Raw genomic sequence first — 19823 nt, forward strand, 5'->3', positions numbered from 1 at the left:
TCCTTGCAGGGGTCTGCATCGTGATCTGGGTAAAACGCATTTTCTTGTGGCTCATGGGCCTCTTCTTCCTGCTGCTCATCGGCGTCAGCCTGTTGGGCTTCACCCATCAGGGCAACAAGTGGCTGTGGCAACAGGCCAGAGCCGCGCTGCCCTCCCTCAAGGGGGAGCTGGTGGCGGGGCAACTCGGGTATGGCTGGACCTTCGAAGGGGTTGGCTGGCGGGACGAGCTGGTGGATGTCACCGTGGAGCGGGCCGTGCTGGACTGGGATCTGGGCAAGCTCCTGCAGGGCAAGCTCTGGATCAAGTCTCTGGCGGTGACTCGCCCCGTTGTCCGGGTGGCGGAGTCCGAGCCGGTGCCGGAAGAGCCGTCGGAGCCCTTCGTCTGGCATCCGTTGCCGCTCAAAATCCAGGTCGACAGCCTCAAGGTTGCCGATCTCGATGTGGCGGTGCCCGGCGTGACGATCACCCTCAAGGATCTGGACATTGGCGCCGCCCTAGATCGCGCCGGGCTCATCGTGCGCGGCCCCGTGCTCGATGGCCTGAACGTGGTGCTGGCACCGTCCCCGGCGGAGGCGGCCAGTGACAAGGGCGCCAAACCGGCGGATGAGAAAAGCGCCACCCTGGCGGCCGGCGAGGGCAAGGCTGCCCCCGGTGACAAGATGCAGGCCGCAAGCAAGCCCGAGCCCATGGTGCTGCCGGCGGTGCGACTGCCTTTCCCCATCCAGCTGGAGGGGCTGAAAGCCACGGCGTTCCGTTATCAGCAAGGTGAGCTGGTGGAGGGGCTAGACAACCTCTTGCTGTCGGCCACCGCCGAGGAGGAGCGCATCGACATCCGGGAGCTCTCCTTGCGCCATGCCATGGCGGATCTGACCTTGAGTGGTCAGGTGCGCCTGCACGAGGATTACCCCCTCGCCCTGACTCTGGATGCCAAGGCGCGTCAAGGGCTGCTGGACGGGGAGCTCAAGGGGGAGCAGGTCAATCTCGTCCTGGACGGTTCTGTGGGCAAGCTTGGGCTGGCACTCAAGGCCAAGGGGCCGGTGGGCGCCAATCTCAAAGGATCCCTCGCGGCCCTCGACCCGGATCTGCCCTTCGATCTGGCGCTGGACTGGAAGAGCCTCTCCTGGCCCCTGCACAAGCCCGCCAAGGATGAGCCCAGCTATCGGCTGGACAAGGGCACCCTGAGCGCCAAGGGCAAGCTCTCCGGTTACCAGTTTGCGCTCAACACCGCCGGCAAGGGGACCGATGTGCCCCCCTTCAAGGTGGCGCTCTCGGGCAAGGGGGATCTCAACCAGCTGAGCCGCATCGAGCTGCTGCTGGGGGCCCTCAAGGGGGAGCTCAAGGTCGACGGCAAGCTGGCCTGGAGCAAGGGGGTCCAGTGGCAGGGGACGACCGAATTCAAGGGGATCAACCCGGCGGAGCTGGTGCCCGAGATCAAGGGGGTACTGGCGGGCAAGATCACCAGTCGCTTCGATCTGGATGAGGCGGGCCACTGGCAGCTGGTCCTGCCCGAGCTCAAGGTGGATGGCAAGCTCAACCAGTATCCCCTGGCCTTGCAGGGCAGGCTCAGCGGCAACGACAAGATGGAGTGGACCATCCCGGCCCTGGCGCTGCAAAGCGGCCCCAACCGGCTGCAGGCCAAAGGCTCGCTCACGACCCAGGCCTGGAAGCTGGATGCGGATCTGGATGCGCCCAAGCTTGGGGGTATCTACCCGGGTCTGGGAGGGGACATCAAGGGCCAGGTGCGCGTCACCGGCAACCAGCAGGCGCCGCGCGTGAATGCCGATCTGGTGTCGGGCCGACTCGCCTACGCGGGCACCGTCCTCAAGGAGACCGTCATCAGGGCCAACGCCCTGGTCGGGGAGAAGCCCGCCGGTGAGGTGGCGGTGACGGTGGCGAGCCTGGCGCAGGGGGAGACCAAGCTCTCGCAAATCGCCCTGAACCTGAGCGGCGATCTCGAGCGCCACGGGCTCACCTTGACCATGAAGGGGGATCCCCTGGCGGCAGACCTCAGCCTGAATGGCAGCCTGCGCGGTGACCGCTGGCGTGGCGCCCTTGCCGAGCTGAAGATCAAGACCCCCCTCAAGCGCTGGGCGCTGACCGCCCCCTGGTCTCTGGACCTGGATCTGCCGAAACAGCAGCTGACCATGGGGGATCTCTGCCTCGCGTCCCAGAAGGCCAGTCTCTGCGTCAAGGGGAGCCGGATAGCCCAGTCCCAGGGCAATCTGGAATTTGCCCTGAACGAATTTGATCTCAAGCGGCTGCGCCCCTGGTTGCCGGACAATTTCCGCTGGCAGGCGGTGCTGTCGGCCGACGGGCGCGCCAGCTGGCGCGGCAACCAGCCGACCCTGCACGCCACCGTGCGCACCACGCCTGGGACCTTCGTCGCAGACGAACTCAAGACCGACTACCAGCGCCTCGAGCTCGGGATCGACTTCGAGCGCCAGCAGGCCGCCATCCGGGTCGATTTCGCCTCCGAGCAGATCGGCAACATCGACACCGATCTGCTGATCCGGGATCCCGCCGGACGCGGCAACCTCGGCGGTCAACTCAGGTTTGACGATCTGAAGCTGGCGACCTTTGCGCCCCTCATTCCCGAAGTGCGCTCCCTGCAAGGGGTCATCTCGGCGGATGCCCGCTTCGACGGTACCCTGGCTGCCCCCCTGCTGTATGGCGAGCTGAGCCTGAAGGAGGGGGAGGTTCAGACCCACTCCGACATGGTGACCCTCTCCAAGCTGGTGACCCGCCTCAAGATAGAAGGCAACCGGGCCGAACTCGACGGCTCCATGATGGTGGGCAAGGGCCCCCTGGTGCTGGGGGGCTGGCTGAGCTGGGCCCAGCAGCCGGTGACTGGCAGCCTCACTATTCAGGGCAAGGAGCTGGAAGCCCAGTACCCGGGCATGGGCCGGGTCAGGGTGACACCTGACATCGCCATCTCTCTCGGGGAGGAGACCAGGGTGACCGGGCAGGTGGACATCCCCTGGTCGCGCATCCTGGTCAAGAGCCTGCCAGACAGCGCGGTAGCGGTCTCCGATGATGTCACCGTCATCTACGACGATCTGCCGCCGGTCCCCAAGGCGGCACCGCTGCCCATGGAGATCAGGCTCGCCATCCGGCTCGGGGACGACGTCCGCCTTGAAGCCATGGGACTCAAGACCAAGGTGGGAGGGGCCCTCAACATTCGCCAGGATCCCTCCAAGCCGCTCTCGGGCAACGGGCAACTGGAGCTCAGGGACGGGCGCTTCAAGGCCTATGGCCAGAACCTCATCATCAAGGAGGGGCGGATCCTCTTCTCCGGCCCCATCGATCAGCCCTATCTCAACATCGAGACCTATCGGGATCCGGACACCATCGAGGACAACGTGACCGTCGGGGTGCGGGTGACGGGGCCGGCCGCCAAGCCGAAGATCACTGTCTATTCCGAACCGCAGATGGCGCAGTCCGAACAGCTCTCCTATCTGTTGCGGGGCAAGGGATTGCAGACCAGCGGCGAGGATGGCGGCTTCAACGGCCTGCTGGTGTCGGGGGCCGTGAGCCAGGCGAGCGGCGTGGTCTCCAGCATCGGGGAGTCCCTCGGCATGAGCGACGTGGCCCTCGATACAGCAGGCAGTGGCGATGACACCCAGGTGACCCTGTCGGCCTACCTGCTGCCCGGCTTGCAGTTCCAGTACGGGGTCGGGGTGTTCAGCCCCATCGCCGAATTCAAGCTGCGCTACGAGCTGATGCCAAGGCTCTATCTGCAGGCCATGAGCGGGGTGGCCCAGGCGGTGGATATCTTCTATCGCTTCACCCTGTAAGGGGGGGCGGATGACAAGACAGATGCCTGGGGGGACGCTTATCCCCCTCTGCCCGACCTGCTGATGACAGCTGTCGCCAGCAGGTTCGGGGTGAGAGCGTGCATATATTGACGGGAGGCCTGGCCTCCCGTTTTTTTGTAGAGAAGAAGGGGATTTGTGGAAGGCAGAAAAGCGAAAACCCGGCACAAGGCCGGGCTTTCTGAAAGATGGTGGAGGGAGAAGGATTCGAACCTTCGAAGGCAGAGCCGTCAGATTTACAGTCTGATCCCTTTGGCCGCTCGGGAACCCCTCCCCAAGTGCGAGGCGCATACTAACAGATCTGTCGCGCTTGTGAACCCCTCTGCTGGGATTTTTAATGCTTAAAGGATCGGGTTGATGGCCGATAAGCAATGAAACCTTCATTTCCAAGATTTATCTCATGCTGCCCAGTGCGATTCGTGACCGCTTGCTCGTGGATGAGGCCCAGTTGGGCCAACGGCTCAACCAGGATCTCCGTTCGGGGGACCGTGCCGACTTCAGGCTGCATCTGGCGCTGCTGACTGATGCAGTGGAAGAGCAGCCCTGGTTTGATGCCCCGCCCAAGCCTGCGTCGGGTGAGCTGGATTGGCGCTCCCGTTTCGGTCTGATGCCCCGGGCGTCCCTGCAAGGCGGGGTGGAAGAGATCGATGCCACCAGCCTCAACGAGCGTCTGCAACAAGGCGGGTGCATGACGGATGTGAGACTCTGGCTGGCGCTGCGCTCCCCGCCACTGGTGAGCCGAACGCCCGCGCTGGATCCCGCGGTGTACGACAACCTCTCGGCACTGGGTCGCGAGCGCTGGCAGGCCCGACCTATGGGCGCTGACCCCAGGGAGGAGGCTCCGCTGATGATGCTGCCGCTGCTCGATGAGCTTGCGCAAGGGGTGGATGCCAGACTGCGCTGGCTGGGGTGACGGCACGGTAGAATGCAAAAAGGCGGGATAACCCGCCTTTTGCTTTATGAGTGGTGAACCTTGTCAGGCGTCTGCTTCGTCCGGTTGGGGCACTTCCTTGCCGGCGGCACGACGGGCGATGGGTTTTTCCGTGTGACGGTTGAGCTGGCGTTCCAGCTTCTGGCCCAGGTCCGTGATGGCAGCATAGAGATCCTCGTGCTCTGCCTGCGCAAACAGTTTGCCGTTGGGAATGCCGATAGTGGCTTCGACGATATACATCAAACGCTCTTTGGAGATGATCACATGGGGTGTGATAAGAGGCACCTGAAGACGCTCGAGCTTTTCAAAACGGGATTCAATGCGCTCGCGGATGGCTGGGGTGATGTCGATGATTTTACTGGTCATTTCGATTTTCATAATGGCCCCCTTCGGGTCGTCTTGCTTGTGTCTTCACCTCCAGATTACCCATGTCGCCAAATCAAAATGTGATCTGTGTCACGAAAAATACCCTTGGGAATCCCGCTGTCCATAAATTGTGAGCTTTTCCCGTTTCATGCCAAAAACCGCTTGAGCTCAGTGAAACAGGCAGGCAGTATCAGCAAATAGGATCGTTTCTGTCCCCCCTCGGCAGCGCCTTGTGTCGACCCGATGTTTGGTTTTTGCCGCATAGTCTCGAATTTTCTCCACCCACATCGCCTCATCGCATCGCAAAATCATTGCCATGCGCCGGTGGAGATATGCGCGCAAACGGATATGCTTTTCTGCAGGAGTCGGGGTGGATAACGTGGTTGTAGTGGTTGGAGTCGTAGATGAAGCAGCAAGCCACCCAGATGATGTGGTTTTATGATCGGCAGCATGGGCAATGGAGCCTGTCTGATCATGTCTCTTGTGAACCCTGGGCAGGGGAGGAAGCCCACCCCTGGGCCACCCAACTTGAGCGGGAAGATGAAGCGGGTTTCGCCGATTTTCTTGCAAGACTCCACGATTCCTGCCAGCCAGGCCAGTTCATCGGCCACCTGCGCGATGAGGACGGCAAGGTACACCATGCGCTCTGGTACGGTCAGTATGTGCCTGCACAGGGGCTCTGTTGTGGCTGGCTTGCCCCCCTCGAAATGATGCATCGCGAGATGGATCGCGCCAACTCCCCCGCAGGCGTGACACCGCCGCTTCCCATGTTGCAGGCCCCCTTGCTGGCCAAGCTGGCGCAGGCGCTCTCCGCCAAGACGGGGCTCGATTTTTGCCAGACCCTGGTCAACGAGCTGGCCCATATCCTGGGAGCCACTGCCGTCTGGCTGACGGAGCGGGTTGGTCTCGACAGGCTGAGAGTGCTGGCGAGCCACGGCATCGACGTCAAGGAGTATGCCCTCTGTGACATGCCCTGCCAGCAGCTCTATCGCCAGGGGCCCTCCAGCGCGGTCCCCGTGAGTGAACCCCTGACCGGGTATCCTGACCTGCCCCCGGGCCAGCACTATTACGCCCAGCCGCTGCTCGATCGCAACGGTCAGATCCTGGGTCATCTCGCCCTGTTGTTCCCGAGCCAGACCCGGACCACGGATCTGGATTCCGTCCTGACCATCTTCTCGGTGCGCATGGTGGCCGAGCTGGAGCGCCTGCAGAGCGATGCCCTGATGCGGCTGTCTGCGGTGGCCTTTGAAACTCACGAAGGGATCATCATCACGGATCCCGAGTTCAAGATCCTGCGGGTCAATTACGCCTTCAGCCAGATCACCGGCTTTGACAACCAGGGGGTGATTGGTCTGCATCTTGGCAACGATCTCTGGTCGGGGCTGGGAGGCCTGGGTTACGAGCTCAACGCCCTGGATCGCTGGCAGGGGGAAACCCTGCGCCTGCACGCCGACGGTCACGCCTATCCCCAGTGGGAGATCGTCACGCCGGTGCAGGATGAAAAAGGGGGGATCAGCCACTATGTCATCTTCTTCGAGGATATTTCCGAGCGCAAGGCGGCGGAGCGCCGCATTCAGGATCTCGCCTTCTATGACGAGCTGACCGGCCTGCCCAATCGCCGTCAGTTGCACGAAACCCTGACCCAGGCGTTCACCGATGCAAATCGCAGTCACCTTATAGGGGCCCTGCTGTTCATCGATCTCGACCACTTCAAGACCATCAATGATTCCCTGGGTCACGCCACTGGCGACTGGCTGCTCAAGGAGGTGGCCAGCCGTCTCAAGCGGCTGGTGCGCCAGGGGGATTGTCTGGCCCGTCTCGGCGGCGACGAGTTCGTGTTGTTGCTGCCAGCGCTTTCCATCAGCCCGCCCCAGGCGGAGATGCAGGCCGACCTCATCGCGGAGCGGCTCATCGGGGAGATCGCCGCTCCCTATGATTTCAGAGGCCAGGTGCTGCACATCGGCGCCAGTGTCGGCATCACCCTCTTCCCCGGTCGGGAGCAGGAGGCGGGGGATCTGCTCAAGCAGGCTGACACCGCCATGTATCAGGCGAAATCGGCGGGCCGCAAGACCCGGCGCTTCTTCGATGCCTCCATGCAGTTGCAGGCCGACCGGCGTCTGCACATTCACAACGAGCTGCGCAGTGCCCTCGACAATGGGGAACTGACTCTCCACTACCAGCCCCAGCACATGGTGGCGGGGGGGGAGATCATCGGTGTCGAGGCACTGATCCGCTGGCAACCTCCCGGGCGTGCCCTGGTGTCGCCTGCCGAGTTCATCCCCATTGCCGAGGAAACGGATCTCATTGTCGACATCGGCAACTGGGTATTGCACGAAGCCTGTACCCAGTACGTCTCCTGGGAGGAGAGCGGGATCCACGTCCCCCAGCTCTCGGTCAACGTGAGTGCCAAACAGTTCCATGCTCCCGACTTTGTCGATCGCATTCACGACGTGCTGGCGGCCACCGGCATGGATCCCGCCTGCCTCAACCTGGAGATCACCGAGTCGGTGGTGCTGGGTCATGCGGAAGACACCATCAGCAAGATGGCGGAACTCAAGACCTTGGGCATCAGCTTTGCCATCGATGACTTCGGGGCGGGGTACTCTTCCCTGAGCTACCTCAAGCGGCTGCCGGCGGACGAGCTCAAGATCGACCGCTCTTTCATCCAGGACATTCCCAAGGATGGTGACAACATGGCCATCGTCGAGGCCGTGATCGCCATGGCCCGCCACATGGGGTTCAACGTGACGGCGGAGGGAGTGGAGTCCCGCCAGCAACTGGAGTTTCTGCAGGCGCAGGGCTGCCATTTCTTCCAGGGATACCTCGCCTCCAAGCCGCTCCCTGTTCCCTACCTTGAACGCTATGTCAGCCGCCAGGTACGCGGTGATCGCCCCGTCTGCACCGATAAAAATAGTGTGGCGTAGCCCCCGTGCTTAGCGGGTAGAATGAAGGTATGTCACCACCGCCCTTTGGCGGTGGTTATGCCTTCAAGGGGAGAATGCCATTCGTGAAAGTCGTGCAGGGAATCATCTTGTCTGCGCTCTGGATGCCGGGGCTGTTGGCTCCTGCCTTCGCGCAGACCATGGAGCAGTCTCTCTATCGCCAGGCCCATGAGGCCGTGCGTGCCAATGATCAGGTCAAATTCAGCCAGCTTCGGGCACGCCTGATCCACTATCCGCTGTTGCCCTATCTGGATTACTACCAGCTTGCGTTCCGTCCCGGGGCGGCAGACTACAACGATGTGACCCGCTTCATCCGCCAGCACGGGGACACCCCCCAGTCCAACCGGCTCGAGCGCAGCTATCTCACCTATCTTGCCCAGAGCCAGCAGTGGTCCCAGTTCCTGCGCTTCTATCCGGCCAAGCCAAGCTCCACCGATCTGCTCTGTCAGCACTATCAGGCCCGCTACTACACGGGGCACCAGAGTGAAGCCCTGCAGGAGGCAGGCAAGCTCTGGTTGAGCGGTCAATCCAGGCCCGATGCCTGCGATCCCCTGTTCCAGCTCTGGCAGCAGGCGGGTCTGCGTACTCAGGAGAAGATCTGGGAGCGCATGAACCTGGCTTTCGAGGCCCAGAACCCCAACCTCATTCGCCACCTCGGGGCCCAGCTCGGCAGCGGCATGAAGGGGTATGGCGATCAGATGATCGCCCTGTATGACCAACCCGTGCGGGCGATGAATCCGGCCAACTTCACGGCGGCGCCCCCGTCGCGGCATCTGCTCTCCCTGGGGCTGGCCCGCTACGCCAATCAGGAGCCCGACGCGGTTCTGCGCCAGCTGGGGGAGATGGCCCGTCGCTTCGGCCTGAACCATGCCGAGGTGAATCGGGTGGAGAAGGCGGCCGCCCGCCGCCTGTTGCTGGACCGCTCTTCTGACCAGCGCGCCTGGCTGGATACGGCCCTGGTGCGGCTCAAGGATCCGGAGCTGGTGGAGCTGCGGGCCCGTCTTGCCATCTGGGAGCAGGATTGGCGCGGCCTCGAAGGCTGGGTCAAGCGGATGCCCATGGGGCTGCAAAAAGAGGATCGCTGGCGTTATTGGATGGCGCGCTCGCTGGAGAAACAGGGGCGGCAGAAACCGGCGCGGGACCTCTATCTCGAGACTGCGAACCTGCGCGGCTTCTACGGCTTCATGGCGGCCCAGCGCATCGGTGTGCCCTATCGCATGAAGAACCAGAGCGTGGCGCACAAGGTGCCGGACTGGCAAAGTGCCAGTCGCCGTTGGCCCTTCCTGCTGCGGGTGCGTGAACTGCTGGCGATGAACGAGATCACGGCGGCCCGCTCTGAGTGGATCCACAACATGGATCGCAACAGCGTGGCCCAGCGTCTGGAGTTTGGTCACATCGCCCTCAACCAGGGCTGGCACGAGCTGGCGATCCTCTCCAGCATCCGTGCCGAGGCCTGGGATGCGCTGGATCTGCGCTTCCCGCTGCCCCTCAAGCGCACCTTCTCCCAGATGGCACAAGAGCGCACCATGAACACCAGTCTGCTCTACGCCATCTCCCGTCAGGAGAGCGCACTCTATCCCCTGGCCCAGTCACCGGTCGGGGCGCGGGGGTTGATGCAGCTGATGCCTGCCACCGCGAAAGAGACGGCCGGCAAGCTTGGGGTGCCCTATCGCAACGAGCAGCAACTGTTCGACCCGGCCATGAACATTCGTCTTGGCAGCGCCTACCTCAAGCGCCTGCTGGATGTGTATGACGGCAACCGGATCCTGGCGGCGGCGGCCTACAATGCGGGTCCTGGCCGGGTCAAGCGCTGGCGCGAGCAGAGCGACAACAAGCCGATGGATGTCTGGGTGGAGAGCATCCCCTATCGGGAGACGCGCAACTATGTCCAGAACGTGCTCTCTTTCGATCTCATCTATCAACACAAGCTGCAGCAGCCTTTGCGTTTCATGTCGGAACGCGAGCTGAATCACGCCTATTGAGTTCGGGGGCAGTCGTTGTCGCGGCTGCCTCCCATTCTTGCCCCAGAATGGTTATCATCCCTTAAGCTTTGTTACAAAAGGAAACCTGCCAGGTGATCGGGCGCCGCGTCTTGGTCTGTCAGGTTCGATACAATGCCCGATCATCACTGACAGGCTTTTCCAACAAAGGAATCGAGAGTGGCAACGATCAAAGATGTGTCTCAGCTGGCGAATGTCTCCATTTCGACAGTGTCTCGAGTGATCAACAACACGGCGCAGGTGGCGCCCGAGAAGCGCGAGGCTGTCCTCGCGGCCATGAAGGAGCTCAGCTTTCGTCCAAACAGCTTCGCCCAGGCCCTGGTGAGCAAACGCTCCAACTGTATCGGTGTGCTGGTGGGGGATCTGTGTGGCGGCCCCTTCTTCGCTCAGATGATGCGCGGCATCGAAAGCATGGTCGACAAGGCGAACAAGTTCACCATCGTGGTGTCCGGCAACCACGACGCGGCCCGTGAGCGGCACGCCATCCAGGCGCTGCTGCAGCGCCAGTGTGATGCCCTGATCCTTCACAGCAAGGCGCTGCCTGACGAAGAGCTCAGCGAGCTGGCGTCGGGCACGACCCCCATCGTCTTCATCAACCGTCAGGTGCCAGGCTGCGAGGATCGCTGCGTCTGGCTGGACAACCAGGCCGGCATCACCACGGCTTGCCAGCATCTGCTGGACGCGGGACATCGCAAGATTGCCTTCGTCACCTCCGATGACGAGGAGTTTGTGGATGGTCAGCAGCGGATGGCCGGCTATCGCTTCGCCCTGCAACTGGCAGGTATCGAGCTGGATCCTGCCCTCATCGGCCGTGCCTATGCCGATGAAAAAGGTGGCTATGTGGCCATGAGCGAGCTGCTGGCGCGCGGCGTCGAGTTCAGCGCTGTGCTTGGTTTCAACGATGCCATGGTGGCGGGGGCCATCTCCTGTCTGCTGGAGCGGGGTTACAAGATCCCCCAGCAGGTCTCTGTGGTCGGTTTTGATGATATCCCCTATGCCCGATACATCTATCCCAAGCTCACCACGGTACGTTACCCCATCGAGGAGATGGGAGAGCGGGCAGCTGAGCTGGCCCTGAGGCTGCTGGATCACAAGCCGGTAGAGGGATTGGCGCTCAAATTCGAAGCCGAACTGGTACGGCGGGAATCTGTGGCCTGAGTCATGAAGTTGGCCCCGTGCGGGTCGACTTTTTTGCAAAACAGTGAAAGCGCTTTCAGAAATCCTTTTCAACTGTGATCCGCTTCAAAGCTTTTTGACCGCGCTGCCACTAGGATAGGCCCACGAATTAGGAGCGTGCGCTCCCGATTTTCCCGCTGTGGGAGGTAACCGGTTAATCCGGCTATTTCCTTCGTTACTTTCGACGGTCATCATTGGATGGCCGTTTTTTTTGTCAGGATCCGGGTATGACGAACGAATTTGAGTATCAGACGGGTATCGTGGGCGCCGGCTGGCTGGGGTTGCCCCTGGCCAGGGCATTGCAAGAGCAGGGGCAATCTGTCGCGGTGACGGTCAGTACGGCCGAAAAGGCTGAACGGCTGCGGGGGGAGGGTATTGCCGCCTGGCCGCTGTTGCTTACCCCTGACATGGGATCACTGCCTTTTCGCTGTCATGACCTGGTGATCTGTGTGCCCCCCAGCAAGACCGGGGATTACCCGGCGTCCGTGGCCAGCTTGTGTCGACAGGCGAGGGAGGGGGGGGTTCAGAGGGTTCTGTTTATCAGCGCGACTTCGGTCTGGGGGGCCGGACAGGGGGAGGAGGATACGCCCGCTCCAGTCCATGACAGAGGCTTGCGGATGCGGGCGGCCGAGCTTGCCGTGCTGGAAGGGCATGTTGACTGCGCCATGATCTTGCGCCCGGCCGGACTCTATGGTCCTGACCGTCACCCCGGCCGTTTTCTGGCGGGCAAGACGCTGGCCGGGGGAGGCCAGGCTGTGAACCTGGTGCATCTGGACGACGTGGTAGCCGCCTGTGAGCTGATGCTGGCCCGGGGGCAGGATGGGGATGCCTACAATCTGAGTGCCCCCGTCCACCCGCGCCGGGAGCAGCTCTACCCCTTCGCGAGCCGCCTGCTCGGGCTGGTGCCGCCGCAGTTCGTTGAGCCGGCGGGGGAGTTTGCTCCCATCGAAGGTCAGCGCATCTGCCAGCAGCTTGGTTTCGTCTATCGCTGGCCGGATCCGGCCCACTGGTTTGCGGACGGTGCGGCCTTGAAGGGCTGAACGGGTCGTCGCCATCCGGGCCCCGGAGTCGGTCATCTGGCGTGCAAACCAGATACGGCGCGCGCTCCGGGACAATTGAGGTTTGCCAAGGGGGGGATCGCCCCCTATCATGCCGCCATCCATGATAAAGAGAGCGGTAATGATGGAAGAGACCAAGCGCCACCCCGATGGGGAGCTGTTGCTGAGAACCCTGGCAATGCCAGCCGATACCAACCCCAATGGCGATATCTTCGGCGGGTGGATTATGTCCCAGATGGATATAGGTGGGGGCATCATGGCCAAGGAGCTGGCAAAAGGGCGCATCTGTACCGTCTCGGTGGAGGGGATGACCTTCCACAGCCCGGTCAAGGTGGGTGACGTGGTGTGCTGTTACGGTCGCTGCCTCAAGATTGGTCGCAGCTCCATGCGACTCAAGCTGGAGGTCTGGGTCAAGCCGGTATTGCGGGAGAACGAAGCCCAGCGGTACTGCGTGACCGAGGGCGTCTTCACCTATGTGGCCATCGACGATCAGGGCAAATCCCGCCCCGTCCCGGTCTGAGTCTGCTCAGATGAGCCGGGCATTGATGATGGATATTTCCTGCTCAAGCCCGGTTTTTTGCCGTATCATGCGCTCCAGCATCTCTTCCGACCCCACGCACTGCCGGGTGTCGAACAGACAGAGATCACATTGGGGATCCCGCCTGATTTGATAGACGGTGGAAAGCTCCACTTGATGACAGGTTCCCTGTTGATCGTAAAATGTCACGCGGTACTGGTGCTGTCTCGCCATCGTTGAATTCCTTCTGGATGAGTCGGGCCGGACACGAATAATGAGACTAGTCGGCGACCGTGGCCTGTGTGAGGGCCATGTCGTCTTGCAGAGGCAGGTGATTGTTAGCCAATGAAAAATAGTTATCGGATTCTGGGAACGTCCCTGCTGACGTTGGGGCTGGTCGGTTGCTTCGAGGTACCGGATCAAGATCATCTGGTGACTGCGGCAGGTATCATACCTGGCGCAAGCTGTGACAGACCACCTCTGGTGGCGCTCGCCTCCACGGCCTTGCCGAGGGAGTTTGGCATCACCGTCTGGAACCTCTACAAGGGACAACGCAAGAACTGGCGGGAAGGGCTGGATGAGTATGCCAAGTCCCAGGATCTGGTGCTGCTGCAAGAGTCGGCGACCCGGCCCGAGATGCTGGACTGGCTGAAGAGAGGCGATTTCCAGTGGCAGCAGTTGCAGGCCTTCACCCAGGGAGGTGTCTCCTTTGGCGTGATGACAGTGGCGAAAACGCCGCAGGCGTTTGTTTGTGGCGTCCGTTCCCCCGAACCCCTGCTGCGTATCCCCAAGTCAGGTCTGGTCAGTCTCTATCCCTTGCAGGGGGATCCTGACGGCGTGCTGGTGGTGAATCTCCATGCGGTCAATTTCGAACTGGGCATGGCGACCTTCCGCGAGCAGCTCAACGATCTGACTGCGTTGATCCATCGCCACCAGGGGCCGGTCATCCTGGGCGGCGATTTCAACACCTGGAGCGACAAGCGCGCGTTCTGGTTGAACAAGCTGGTGGGCGAGCTTGGCCTGCAGGAGGCCATACCTGTGCCTGATCTGCGTCGCACCGCTTTTGGCCGCCCGCTGGATCACCTCTACTATCGCAATCTGGATCTGGTGGAGGTGAGTTCACCTGCTACCGATGCCTCTGACCACAACCCCATTCTGGCGCGCTTTGCGGCCCAGGCTATCACTCCCTGAGTCATCCCTCAGGGGAGAGCGGAGTCGCCGCTGGTTCATGCAGACAAAAAAATACCCCGCATCAAGCGGGGTATTTTTTGGATTGCGACGAGCGATCAGCTGTTGTTCTTCACGAACAGGGTCAACTCCTGACCCGGCTTGAGATAGTCACTCTTGCCGAGCTGGTTCCAGCGCATCACATCGTTGACGGCGACCTGGAAGCGGGCTGCGATGGAGGAGAGGGAATCACCGCGGCGCACCTGATAGACCATGGACTTGTTGCTGCTCTTGCCCTGCTTGGGCCAGACCACCAGCTTCATGCCAGGCTTGAGGGCCGACTTGGCGTTCAGGCCGTTCCACTTGGCCAGGTCGGCGTGGGTGACCCCGTGTGCCTGGCTGATGCTCCACAGGTTGTCACCGGAGCGCACCTGATAGTTCACCTTGCCACCACTGCGGCTGGCGAGCTGCTGCGGCTTGCTCTGGGCAACCTGGGTTGCGCGCCCGCCATTGGGGATGATCAGGCTCTGGCCACGGCGCAGGTTGTTGCCACGCATGTTATTGGCCAGCTTGAGCTGTTGCACGGTCACCCCGTGATTCTGGGCGATCCGTGACAGCGTATCACCACTGGTGACCTGATAGGAGCGCACGCCACGGGTACGTTCACGCTGGGGCAGATCGGCCAGGGCCAGCTCCAGGGTGTCGGCGTACTCGACGGGGACCAGCAGGTTGTAAGGGCCCTGCGGCGAGGTCATGCCACGCTTGAGCGCAGGATTGAGCGCCTTGAGCTGGGAGGCGGAAACACCAGCCAGCTGGGCGGCCACGTTCAAATCAATCTGGCCACCGGTATTGATGGTTCGCAATTGCGGCTTGTTGGCCAGCACCGGCAGGGTGACATTGTATTTGTCCGCATTGCGGATCATGTCGGCCATGGCCAGGATCTTGGGCACATACATCCGGGTTTCGCGGGGCAGGTCCAGCGACCAGTAGTCGGTCGGACGACCAGCCCGTTCGTTGCGGGTGATGGCGTTGCGCACCCGACCTTCACCGGCATTGTAAGCGGCCAGGGTCTGCAGCCAGTCACCGTCGAAGAACCGGTTCAGGTACTCCAGGTAATCCAGTGCGGCATTGGTGGATGCCAGGACATCGCGTCGACCGTCGTACCAGTTGTCGTGGCGCAGGCCGAAATTCTTGCCGGTTGCAGGAACGAACTGCCAAAGACCGACCGCATTGCTGCGGGAGCGGGCATTGGGATCGAACATGCTCTCGATCATGGGGATGGTAATAAGCTCCATTGGCAGCTCACGCCGTTCGATTTCCTCTACCATCAGATACAGGTAGGGCTCAGCCCGGCTGGCAATGGTCGCCATATGCTTATCATTGCGCAACAACCAATCACGCTGTTGGCGAACCCGGGCATTATCGTGCGAGTCCAGCTGCATATCATCGCTGATACGCACCCACAGGTTATCAGTGTCATCCAGCTCTTCTATCTGTTCGTCGCCGAACAGCATCCGCGAAGAGTGTTTTTTGTACGTTTTCTTGCTGACTTGGGGGGATTTGATCGGCTCGATTGCCGTTACCGCCCGGTCATCCTGATGGCTCAGGTTTTGACAGCCGCTGAGAAACAGCGCTGCCAATAAGGCCGTTCGTAGCTTCATCTCGCTCAGGTCATCTGTGGAAAAACAGCTCGCATCATAAGGGGCAATGCCCCCCTGATCAAGGTTTGTTCAAAAAACGTCCTTCCAGGCCCGCAGAACAGCGAAGGTATCCTCTGGATTTTCCAAGCATTTAAGGGCGTATTTCTCAGCAGAAAATTTTACCGAGTCCTGCTCGCAGCGCAGAAAAACATTGAAATTCCGCTCATCTCCCAGCCGGGAGGGGAGACTCGGGAGGCCCTGCTGACGCAGTTTGCTGATCACGCCGATCTGCCGCTGGATCGCCAGGTTGTCGGGCTCGACCGCATGGGCGAAACGCAGGTTGGAGAGCGTGTATTCATGGGCACAATAAAGGAGGGTCTCATCGGGCAGTGCCGCGAGCCGTTGCAGGGAAGTGTGCATCTGTGCCGGGGTCCCTTCGAACAGACGGCCGCAACCGGCGCTGAAGAGGGTATCGCCACAAAACAGCATGCCCTGGCCGTAATAGGCGATATGCCCCAGGGTATGACCGGGCACATGGAGGACATCCAGACTCAGGCCATGCCAGTTGATCTGATCCCCGTCGTCGAGCCACTGGCCGTGATGGTCCGGCATGGGGTCATGCTTGGGACCATAGAGGCGAGCGTGGGGGAAGTGTTGTAGCAGCTCGGATACGCCCCCGACGTGATCGCGGTGGTGATGGGTCAGGAGGATGGCATCCAGCACCAGATCCAGCGCAGCCAGCCGTTCCAGCACGGGATCGGCCTCGCCTGGATCGACGACCAGGCAGTGATTTTCGTGACGGATCAACCAGATGTAGTTGTCGCTGAAGGCGGGAACTGTGATGACGGTGTACATGGGTCGAGGCTCTTGTGTTCTCTTTAAGGAAGGGATCTTATATAACTGGATGGCATTCGCCCCCGAGTTGGTCCCATTATGCAACTGGCACGTACCGAACAACAGATCGCGCTTCCGACCAGTTGGTCCGCACTGCCCATGGGGGACTGGGTGGCCGCCGAGCTTCAGGAGCGCCTCGACAACTGGTGCCCCCACCTCTTTGGCTATCACTTGCTCAAGATAGGTGCCCTGAGCGCCGAACTCTCCTGCGGTTGTTCCACCATTCGCCATCAAATCGGTGTCGCCTCCGGCGGACGGCTGCTGGACATCCAGGGGGATCCGCTCGCCTTGCCGGTGCGATCGGGGAGCGTGGATGCCTGCCTGCTGGCTCACTGCCTCGATTTCTCGCCGGATCCTCATCAGGTGCTGCGGGAGGCAGAACGGGTGCTGACCGACGATGGCTGGCTCATTGTCAGCGGTTACAACCCGCTCAGCCTGGTGGGGCTGGGTCACTATCTGCCCTTCATGCGGCGGCATCTGCCCTGGTCTGCCCGCATGTTCACGCCCGCACGGGTGACCGACTGGCTGCAATTGCTCGGCTGCGAGGTGATGTTCGACGAGCGGTTCGGTTTCTCCTTCATGGGCAGGCAGAGCAAGATCGGCTGGTGGCGGGAGAGTCTGGGGCGGGACTATTGCCGCTCCCTGGCGTCTGTTTACGTGATTGCCGCCCGCAAGCGGCGTTTCCCCGTGACACCGGTGCGTCGCCGCTGGCGGCTGCCGGAGTCGATGGCCGCGCCAGGAATGGCGCGCCAGGGCGGCTAGCGGGCATCAGGGTTGGTAGCCGCTGTCTTCGGCAAGCTGCTTGCCGTTGGCGGCCTCACGGGCCAGCTCGTCACAGCGTTCGTTTTCCGGGTGGCCCGAGTGTCCTTTCACCCAGAACCATTCGATCTGGTGACGGGCCACTTCCGCATCAAGGGCCTGCCAGAGATCGACGTTCTTGACCGGCTGACGGTTGGCGGTCATCCAGCCCTTCTTCTTCCAGCCGATGATCCATTGGGTGATCCCCTGGCGCACATACTGGCTGTCGGTGGTGAGCCGCACCTGGCAGGGTTCGTTCAGGGTCCGCAGCCCCATGATGGCAGCCATCAGTTCCATCCGGTTATTGGTGGTCAATCGAAAACCGGCGGAGATCTCCTTGCGATGCTTGCCATAGACCATGACGGCACCATAGCCGCCGGGGCCCGGGTTGCCTAAGCAGGAGCCATCCGTGAATAAATCAATCTGTTTCAACATGAGCAATCAATCTGTTTTAGCGAGAGGCTTGGGGTAAACTAGCGAGTAAAACCGAAGTTTGACATGGATTTGATCATGAGCACACCCCAACTGAATCGCCAGATCATTCTGGATACCGAAACCACCGGCATGAACACCGCGGGCGGCCCTGTCTATCTTGGGCACCGCATCATCGAGATCGGCTGTGTGGAGGTGATCAACCGCAAACTCACCGGCAACCATTTCCACGTCTACATCAAGCCGGATCGGCTGGTGGACCCCGAGGCCATCGCCGTGCACGGCATCACGGATGCCTTCCTGGCGGACAAGCCCTCTTTTAGCCAGATAGCGGACGATTTCATCGAGTTCATTCGCGGCGCCGAGCTCATCGCCCACAACGCCCCCTTTGACGTGAGCTTCATGGACTATGAGTTCAGCAAGCTCGGTCTGAACTTCAAGACGGCGGATATCTGCGGCATCACGGATACCCTGGCGATGGCGCGGGATCTCTTCCCGGGCAAGCGCAATAACCTGGACGTGTTGTGCGATCGCTACGGCATCGACAACTCTCACCGTACCCTGCACGGCGCCTTGCTCGATGCGGAGATCCTGGCGGACGTCTACCTCCTGATGACGGGTGGCCAGACCAAACTCAATCTGGCGAGTGAAACCAGCGAGAGCGAGACCAGCCAGGATACCGGCATTCGTCGTCTGGAGAGCAATCGCCCGCCGCTCAGGGTGGTTCGCGCGAGCGACGAGGTGGCGGCCGTTCATGAAGCGAGGCTGGATCTGGTACAGAAAAAAGGAGGTGCCTGCCTGTGGCGGCAATGAGATCGCTTTGGGGGCTGCTGCTGCTGGCCTCCCTCCCGGCCGCGGCCAACGAGGTGTTTGCGCCTTCCGACATTCCTCTGCTCGACAACCGCTTTCGCATCGATTACGGCGTGAAGGAGATCACCTTCATCATCAAGCGCAAGCCGGGGACGCCCTCGGTGATCCTGGTGCGACCCGATGGCAGCAAGCTCTATGTGGGCAAGGTCAAGCCGCCCGACGTGGGCTGGTTGCCCCTCAAGGATCAGGATCTCATCACCATCCGCGACCCCATGCCCGGCCCCTGGCAGGCGATCGGGGAGGTGGACCCCGACAATCGGGTGCGCCTGCTCACCGACATCCAGGTCGAGAGCGAGCCGCTGCCGGCCCGCCTCTATCAGGGTGAGCGGGTCAAACTGCAATCCCGTCTGCTGATCGATGGCGCGGCGCCTGGGGCGGGTTACTACCTCACCGATCTGGGCATGACCGTCAAGCTGCAGCAGTTCAACGATGCCAGCCAGAGCGGCGATCCCGTGTTCGAGGAGACCCTGGGACGCTACATGGATGATGGCAAGGGGGTGGACGAAGTGCCGGGGGACGGTATCTTGACCGCCGAGGCGGTACTGGACGTCCCTGCGGGAAAATACCGAGCCCTCTTCAGCACCGGCAATGAGGTCTTCTCACGAGCCCAGTCACAGCAGGTGCTGCTCTACCCCTGGCCGGTCAGCTATTCCCTGAATCCCCCCTCCGGGGAGGGGGGAGCCAAGCTCTCTCTGGTCATCGATGTGGATGAACTGGATCCCGCCTCCGTGGTCATCCAGGGCAAGGCCATCGACGGCAGCGGCAGTAGCATGACGTTCAACGAGGTGGCGACAGCGCCGCGTTTTGGCGTGGATCTCTCCGCCCTCAAGGCGGCAGGGCAGTACAAGGTGGAGGCCACCCTCTTTGGAACAACCCGGCTCGGTCGCGAGGTGCAACTGCAATTGCCGGCCAAGTCGTTCACCATAGCACCGCCTCCCCCCCCTCCCGCACCCTCTGCGGCCATGCCCGCATCCGCCGCCACCCCCGACCGGTTCGAGGAGCGGGAGAGTCCGGTCTGGCTGCCCTGGGCGCTGGGGGGAGGTGGCGTGTTGCTGCTCTTGCTGGGGGCGGGTGGTTTCATTCTGCTGCAAAAGCGCCGCACTCTGCACAAGGCGATGGCGGCGCAGAAGGCGCAACTTGAAGAGTAAGCGCCGTTAAATCGACGTACTTGCCCTAACGGTATTGCGCCACTTTTTTTGAAATCGGCTCCAACGCCACAT

At 61.7% G+C, this 19823-nt stretch carries 17 protein-coding genes and 1 tRNA gene; 12 read left to right on the top strand and 6 right to left on the bottom strand.

Annotation, left to right across the window (positions count from 1 at the left end; translation table 11 throughout):
• Window positions 1-20: 20 nt before the first annotated feature.
• A complete protein-coding gene (gene tamB / locus PG896_RS08340) occupies window positions 21-3794 on the top strand; it encodes an autotransporter assembly complex protein TamB (RefSeq protein WP_244812370.1) in 3774 nt (1257 codons plus the stop codon).
• 207 nt (window positions 3795-4001) lie between these two features.
• On the opposite strand, the gene PG896_RS08345 is transcribed toward tamB, so the two are convergent.
• A tRNA-Tyr gene (locus tag PG896_RS08345) sits at window positions 4002-4086 on the bottom strand.
• A gap of 126 nt (window positions 4087-4212) precedes the next feature.
• Here PG896_RS08345 and PG896_RS08350 point away from each other — a divergent pair.
• Window positions 4213-4725 (top strand): VC2046/SO_2500 family protein, encoded by a 513-nt coding sequence (locus tag PG896_RS08350; RefSeq protein WP_102948204.1) that lies wholly within the window; start codon window positions 4213-4215, stop codon window positions 4723-4725.
• Window positions 4726-4788: 63 nt separating this feature from the next.
• On the opposite strand, the gene hpf is transcribed toward PG896_RS08350, so the two are convergent.
• Window positions 4789-5121, bottom strand: coding sequence for a ribosome hibernation-promoting factor, HPF/YfiA family (hpf, locus tag PG896_RS08355; protein ID WP_010674126.1), 333 nt, complete (start codon window positions 5119-5121; stop codon window positions 4789-4791).
• Between the two features lie 392 nt (window positions 5122-5513).
• Here hpf and PG896_RS08360 point away from each other — a divergent pair, with 392 nt between their 5' ends.
• The 5 genes from PG896_RS08360 to yciA all read left to right on the top strand — a co-directional run bounded on the left by PG896_RS08360 (window position 5514) and on the right by yciA (window position 12805).
• Window positions 5514-8033 carry a putative bifunctional diguanylate cyclase/phosphodiesterase gene (locus PG896_RS08360; RefSeq protein WP_182954360.1) on the top strand — a complete coding sequence of 840 codons (2520 nt, stop codon included), beginning with the start codon at window positions 5514-5516 and terminating at the stop codon, window positions 8031-8033.
• Between the two features lie 83 nt (window positions 8034-8116).
• Window positions 8117-10033 carry a transglycosylase SLT domain-containing protein gene (locus PG896_RS08365; protein WP_244812383.1) on the top strand — a complete coding sequence of 639 codons (1917 nt, stop codon included), beginning with the start codon at window positions 8117-8119 and terminating at the stop codon, window positions 10031-10033.
• 177 nt (window positions 10034-10210) lie between these two features.
• On the top strand, window positions 10211-11209 hold the full coding sequence (locus PG896_RS08370; protein ID WP_244812371.1) for a LacI family DNA-binding transcriptional regulator: 999 nt from the start codon (window positions 10211-10213) through the stop codon (window positions 11207-11209).
• A gap of 245 nt (window positions 11210-11454) precedes the next feature.
• Window positions 11455-12267 (top strand): NAD-dependent epimerase/dehydratase family protein, encoded by an 813-nt coding sequence (locus tag PG896_RS08375; RefSeq protein ID WP_244812372.1) that lies wholly within the window; start codon window positions 11455-11457, stop codon window positions 12265-12267.
• Window positions 12268-12406: 139 nt separating this feature from the next.
• A complete protein-coding gene (gene yciA, locus PG896_RS08380) occupies window positions 12407-12805 on the top strand; it encodes an acyl-CoA thioester hydrolase YciA (RefSeq protein ID WP_029314261.1) in 399 nt (132 codons plus the stop codon).
• 6 nt (window positions 12806-12811) lie between these two features.
• Here yciA and PG896_RS08385 read toward each other — a convergent pair whose 3' ends face one another.
• The gene (locus PG896_RS08385) at window positions 12812-13036 is read right to left on the bottom strand and encodes a hypothetical protein (protein ID WP_010674132.1); all 225 of its coding nucleotides are present in this window, start codon (window positions 13034-13036) and stop codon (window positions 12812-12814) included.
• A 111-nt stretch (window positions 13037-13147) separates the two neighbouring features.
• Between PG896_RS08385 and PG896_RS08390 the strand changes: the two genes are divergently transcribed.
• On the top strand, window positions 13148-13993 hold the full coding sequence (locus tag PG896_RS08390) for an endonuclease/exonuclease/phosphatase family protein (protein WP_029314263.1): 846 nt from the start codon (window positions 13148-13150) through the stop codon (window positions 13991-13993).
• 95 nt (window positions 13994-14088) lie between these two features.
• Here the strand turns inward: PG896_RS08390 and PG896_RS08395 are convergent, their stop codons facing one another.
• The gene (locus PG896_RS08395) at window positions 14089-15339 is read right to left on the bottom strand and encodes a LysM peptidoglycan-binding domain-containing protein (protein ID WP_010674134.1); all 1251 of its coding nucleotides are present in this window, start codon (window positions 15337-15339) and stop codon (window positions 14089-14091) included.
• On the opposite strand from PG896_RS08395, the gene PG896_RS08400 reads away from it, so the two are divergent.
• Window positions 15340-15612 (top strand): hypothetical protein, encoded by a 273-nt coding sequence (locus PG896_RS08400; RefSeq protein WP_010674135.1) that lies wholly within the window; start codon window positions 15340-15342, stop codon window positions 15610-15612.
• An 87-nt stretch (window positions 15613-15699) separates the two neighbouring features.
• On the opposite strand, the gene gloB is transcribed toward PG896_RS08400, so the two are convergent.
• Window positions 15700-16464: a hydroxyacylglutathione hydrolase gene (gene gloB / locus PG896_RS08405; protein ID WP_109112289.1), complete on the bottom strand. Its 765-nt coding sequence runs from the start codon at window positions 16462-16464 to the stop codon at window positions 15700-15702.
• Between the two features lie 78 nt (window positions 16465-16542).
• Between gloB and PG896_RS08410 the strand changes: the two genes are divergently transcribed.
• Window positions 16543-17265, top strand: a complete 723-nt coding sequence (locus tag PG896_RS08410; protein WP_161469592.1) for a class I SAM-dependent methyltransferase — start codon at window positions 16543-16545, stop codon at window positions 17263-17265.
• A gap of 6 nt (window positions 17266-17271) precedes the next feature.
• Here PG896_RS08410 and rnhA read toward each other — a convergent pair whose 3' ends face one another.
• On the bottom strand, window positions 17272-17736 hold the full coding sequence (rnhA, locus tag PG896_RS08415) for a ribonuclease HI (protein ID WP_171864875.1): 465 nt from the start codon (window positions 17734-17736) through the stop codon (window positions 17272-17274).
• A gap of 75 nt (window positions 17737-17811) precedes the next feature.
• Between rnhA and dnaQ the strand changes: the two genes are divergently transcribed.
• Window positions 17812-18546, top strand: a complete 735-nt coding sequence (gene dnaQ / locus PG896_RS08420; RefSeq protein ID WP_041212726.1) for a DNA polymerase III subunit epsilon — start codon at window positions 17812-17814, stop codon at window positions 18544-18546.
• Window positions 18543-19751, top strand: a complete 1209-nt coding sequence (locus tag PG896_RS08425) for a TIGR03503 family protein (RefSeq protein WP_270835594.1) — start codon at window positions 18543-18545, stop codon at window positions 19749-19751. Before dnaQ ends, PG896_RS08425 begins: the two co-directional genes overlap by 4 nt.
• The last annotated feature ends 72 nt before the right edge of the window (window positions 19752-19823 follow it).

This window comes from Aeromonas sp. QDB30 (genome assembly GCF_027707645.1).
GTDB classification, from domain to species: domain Bacteria; phylum Pseudomonadota; class Gammaproteobacteria; order Enterobacterales; family Aeromonadaceae; genus Aeromonas; species Aeromonas caviae.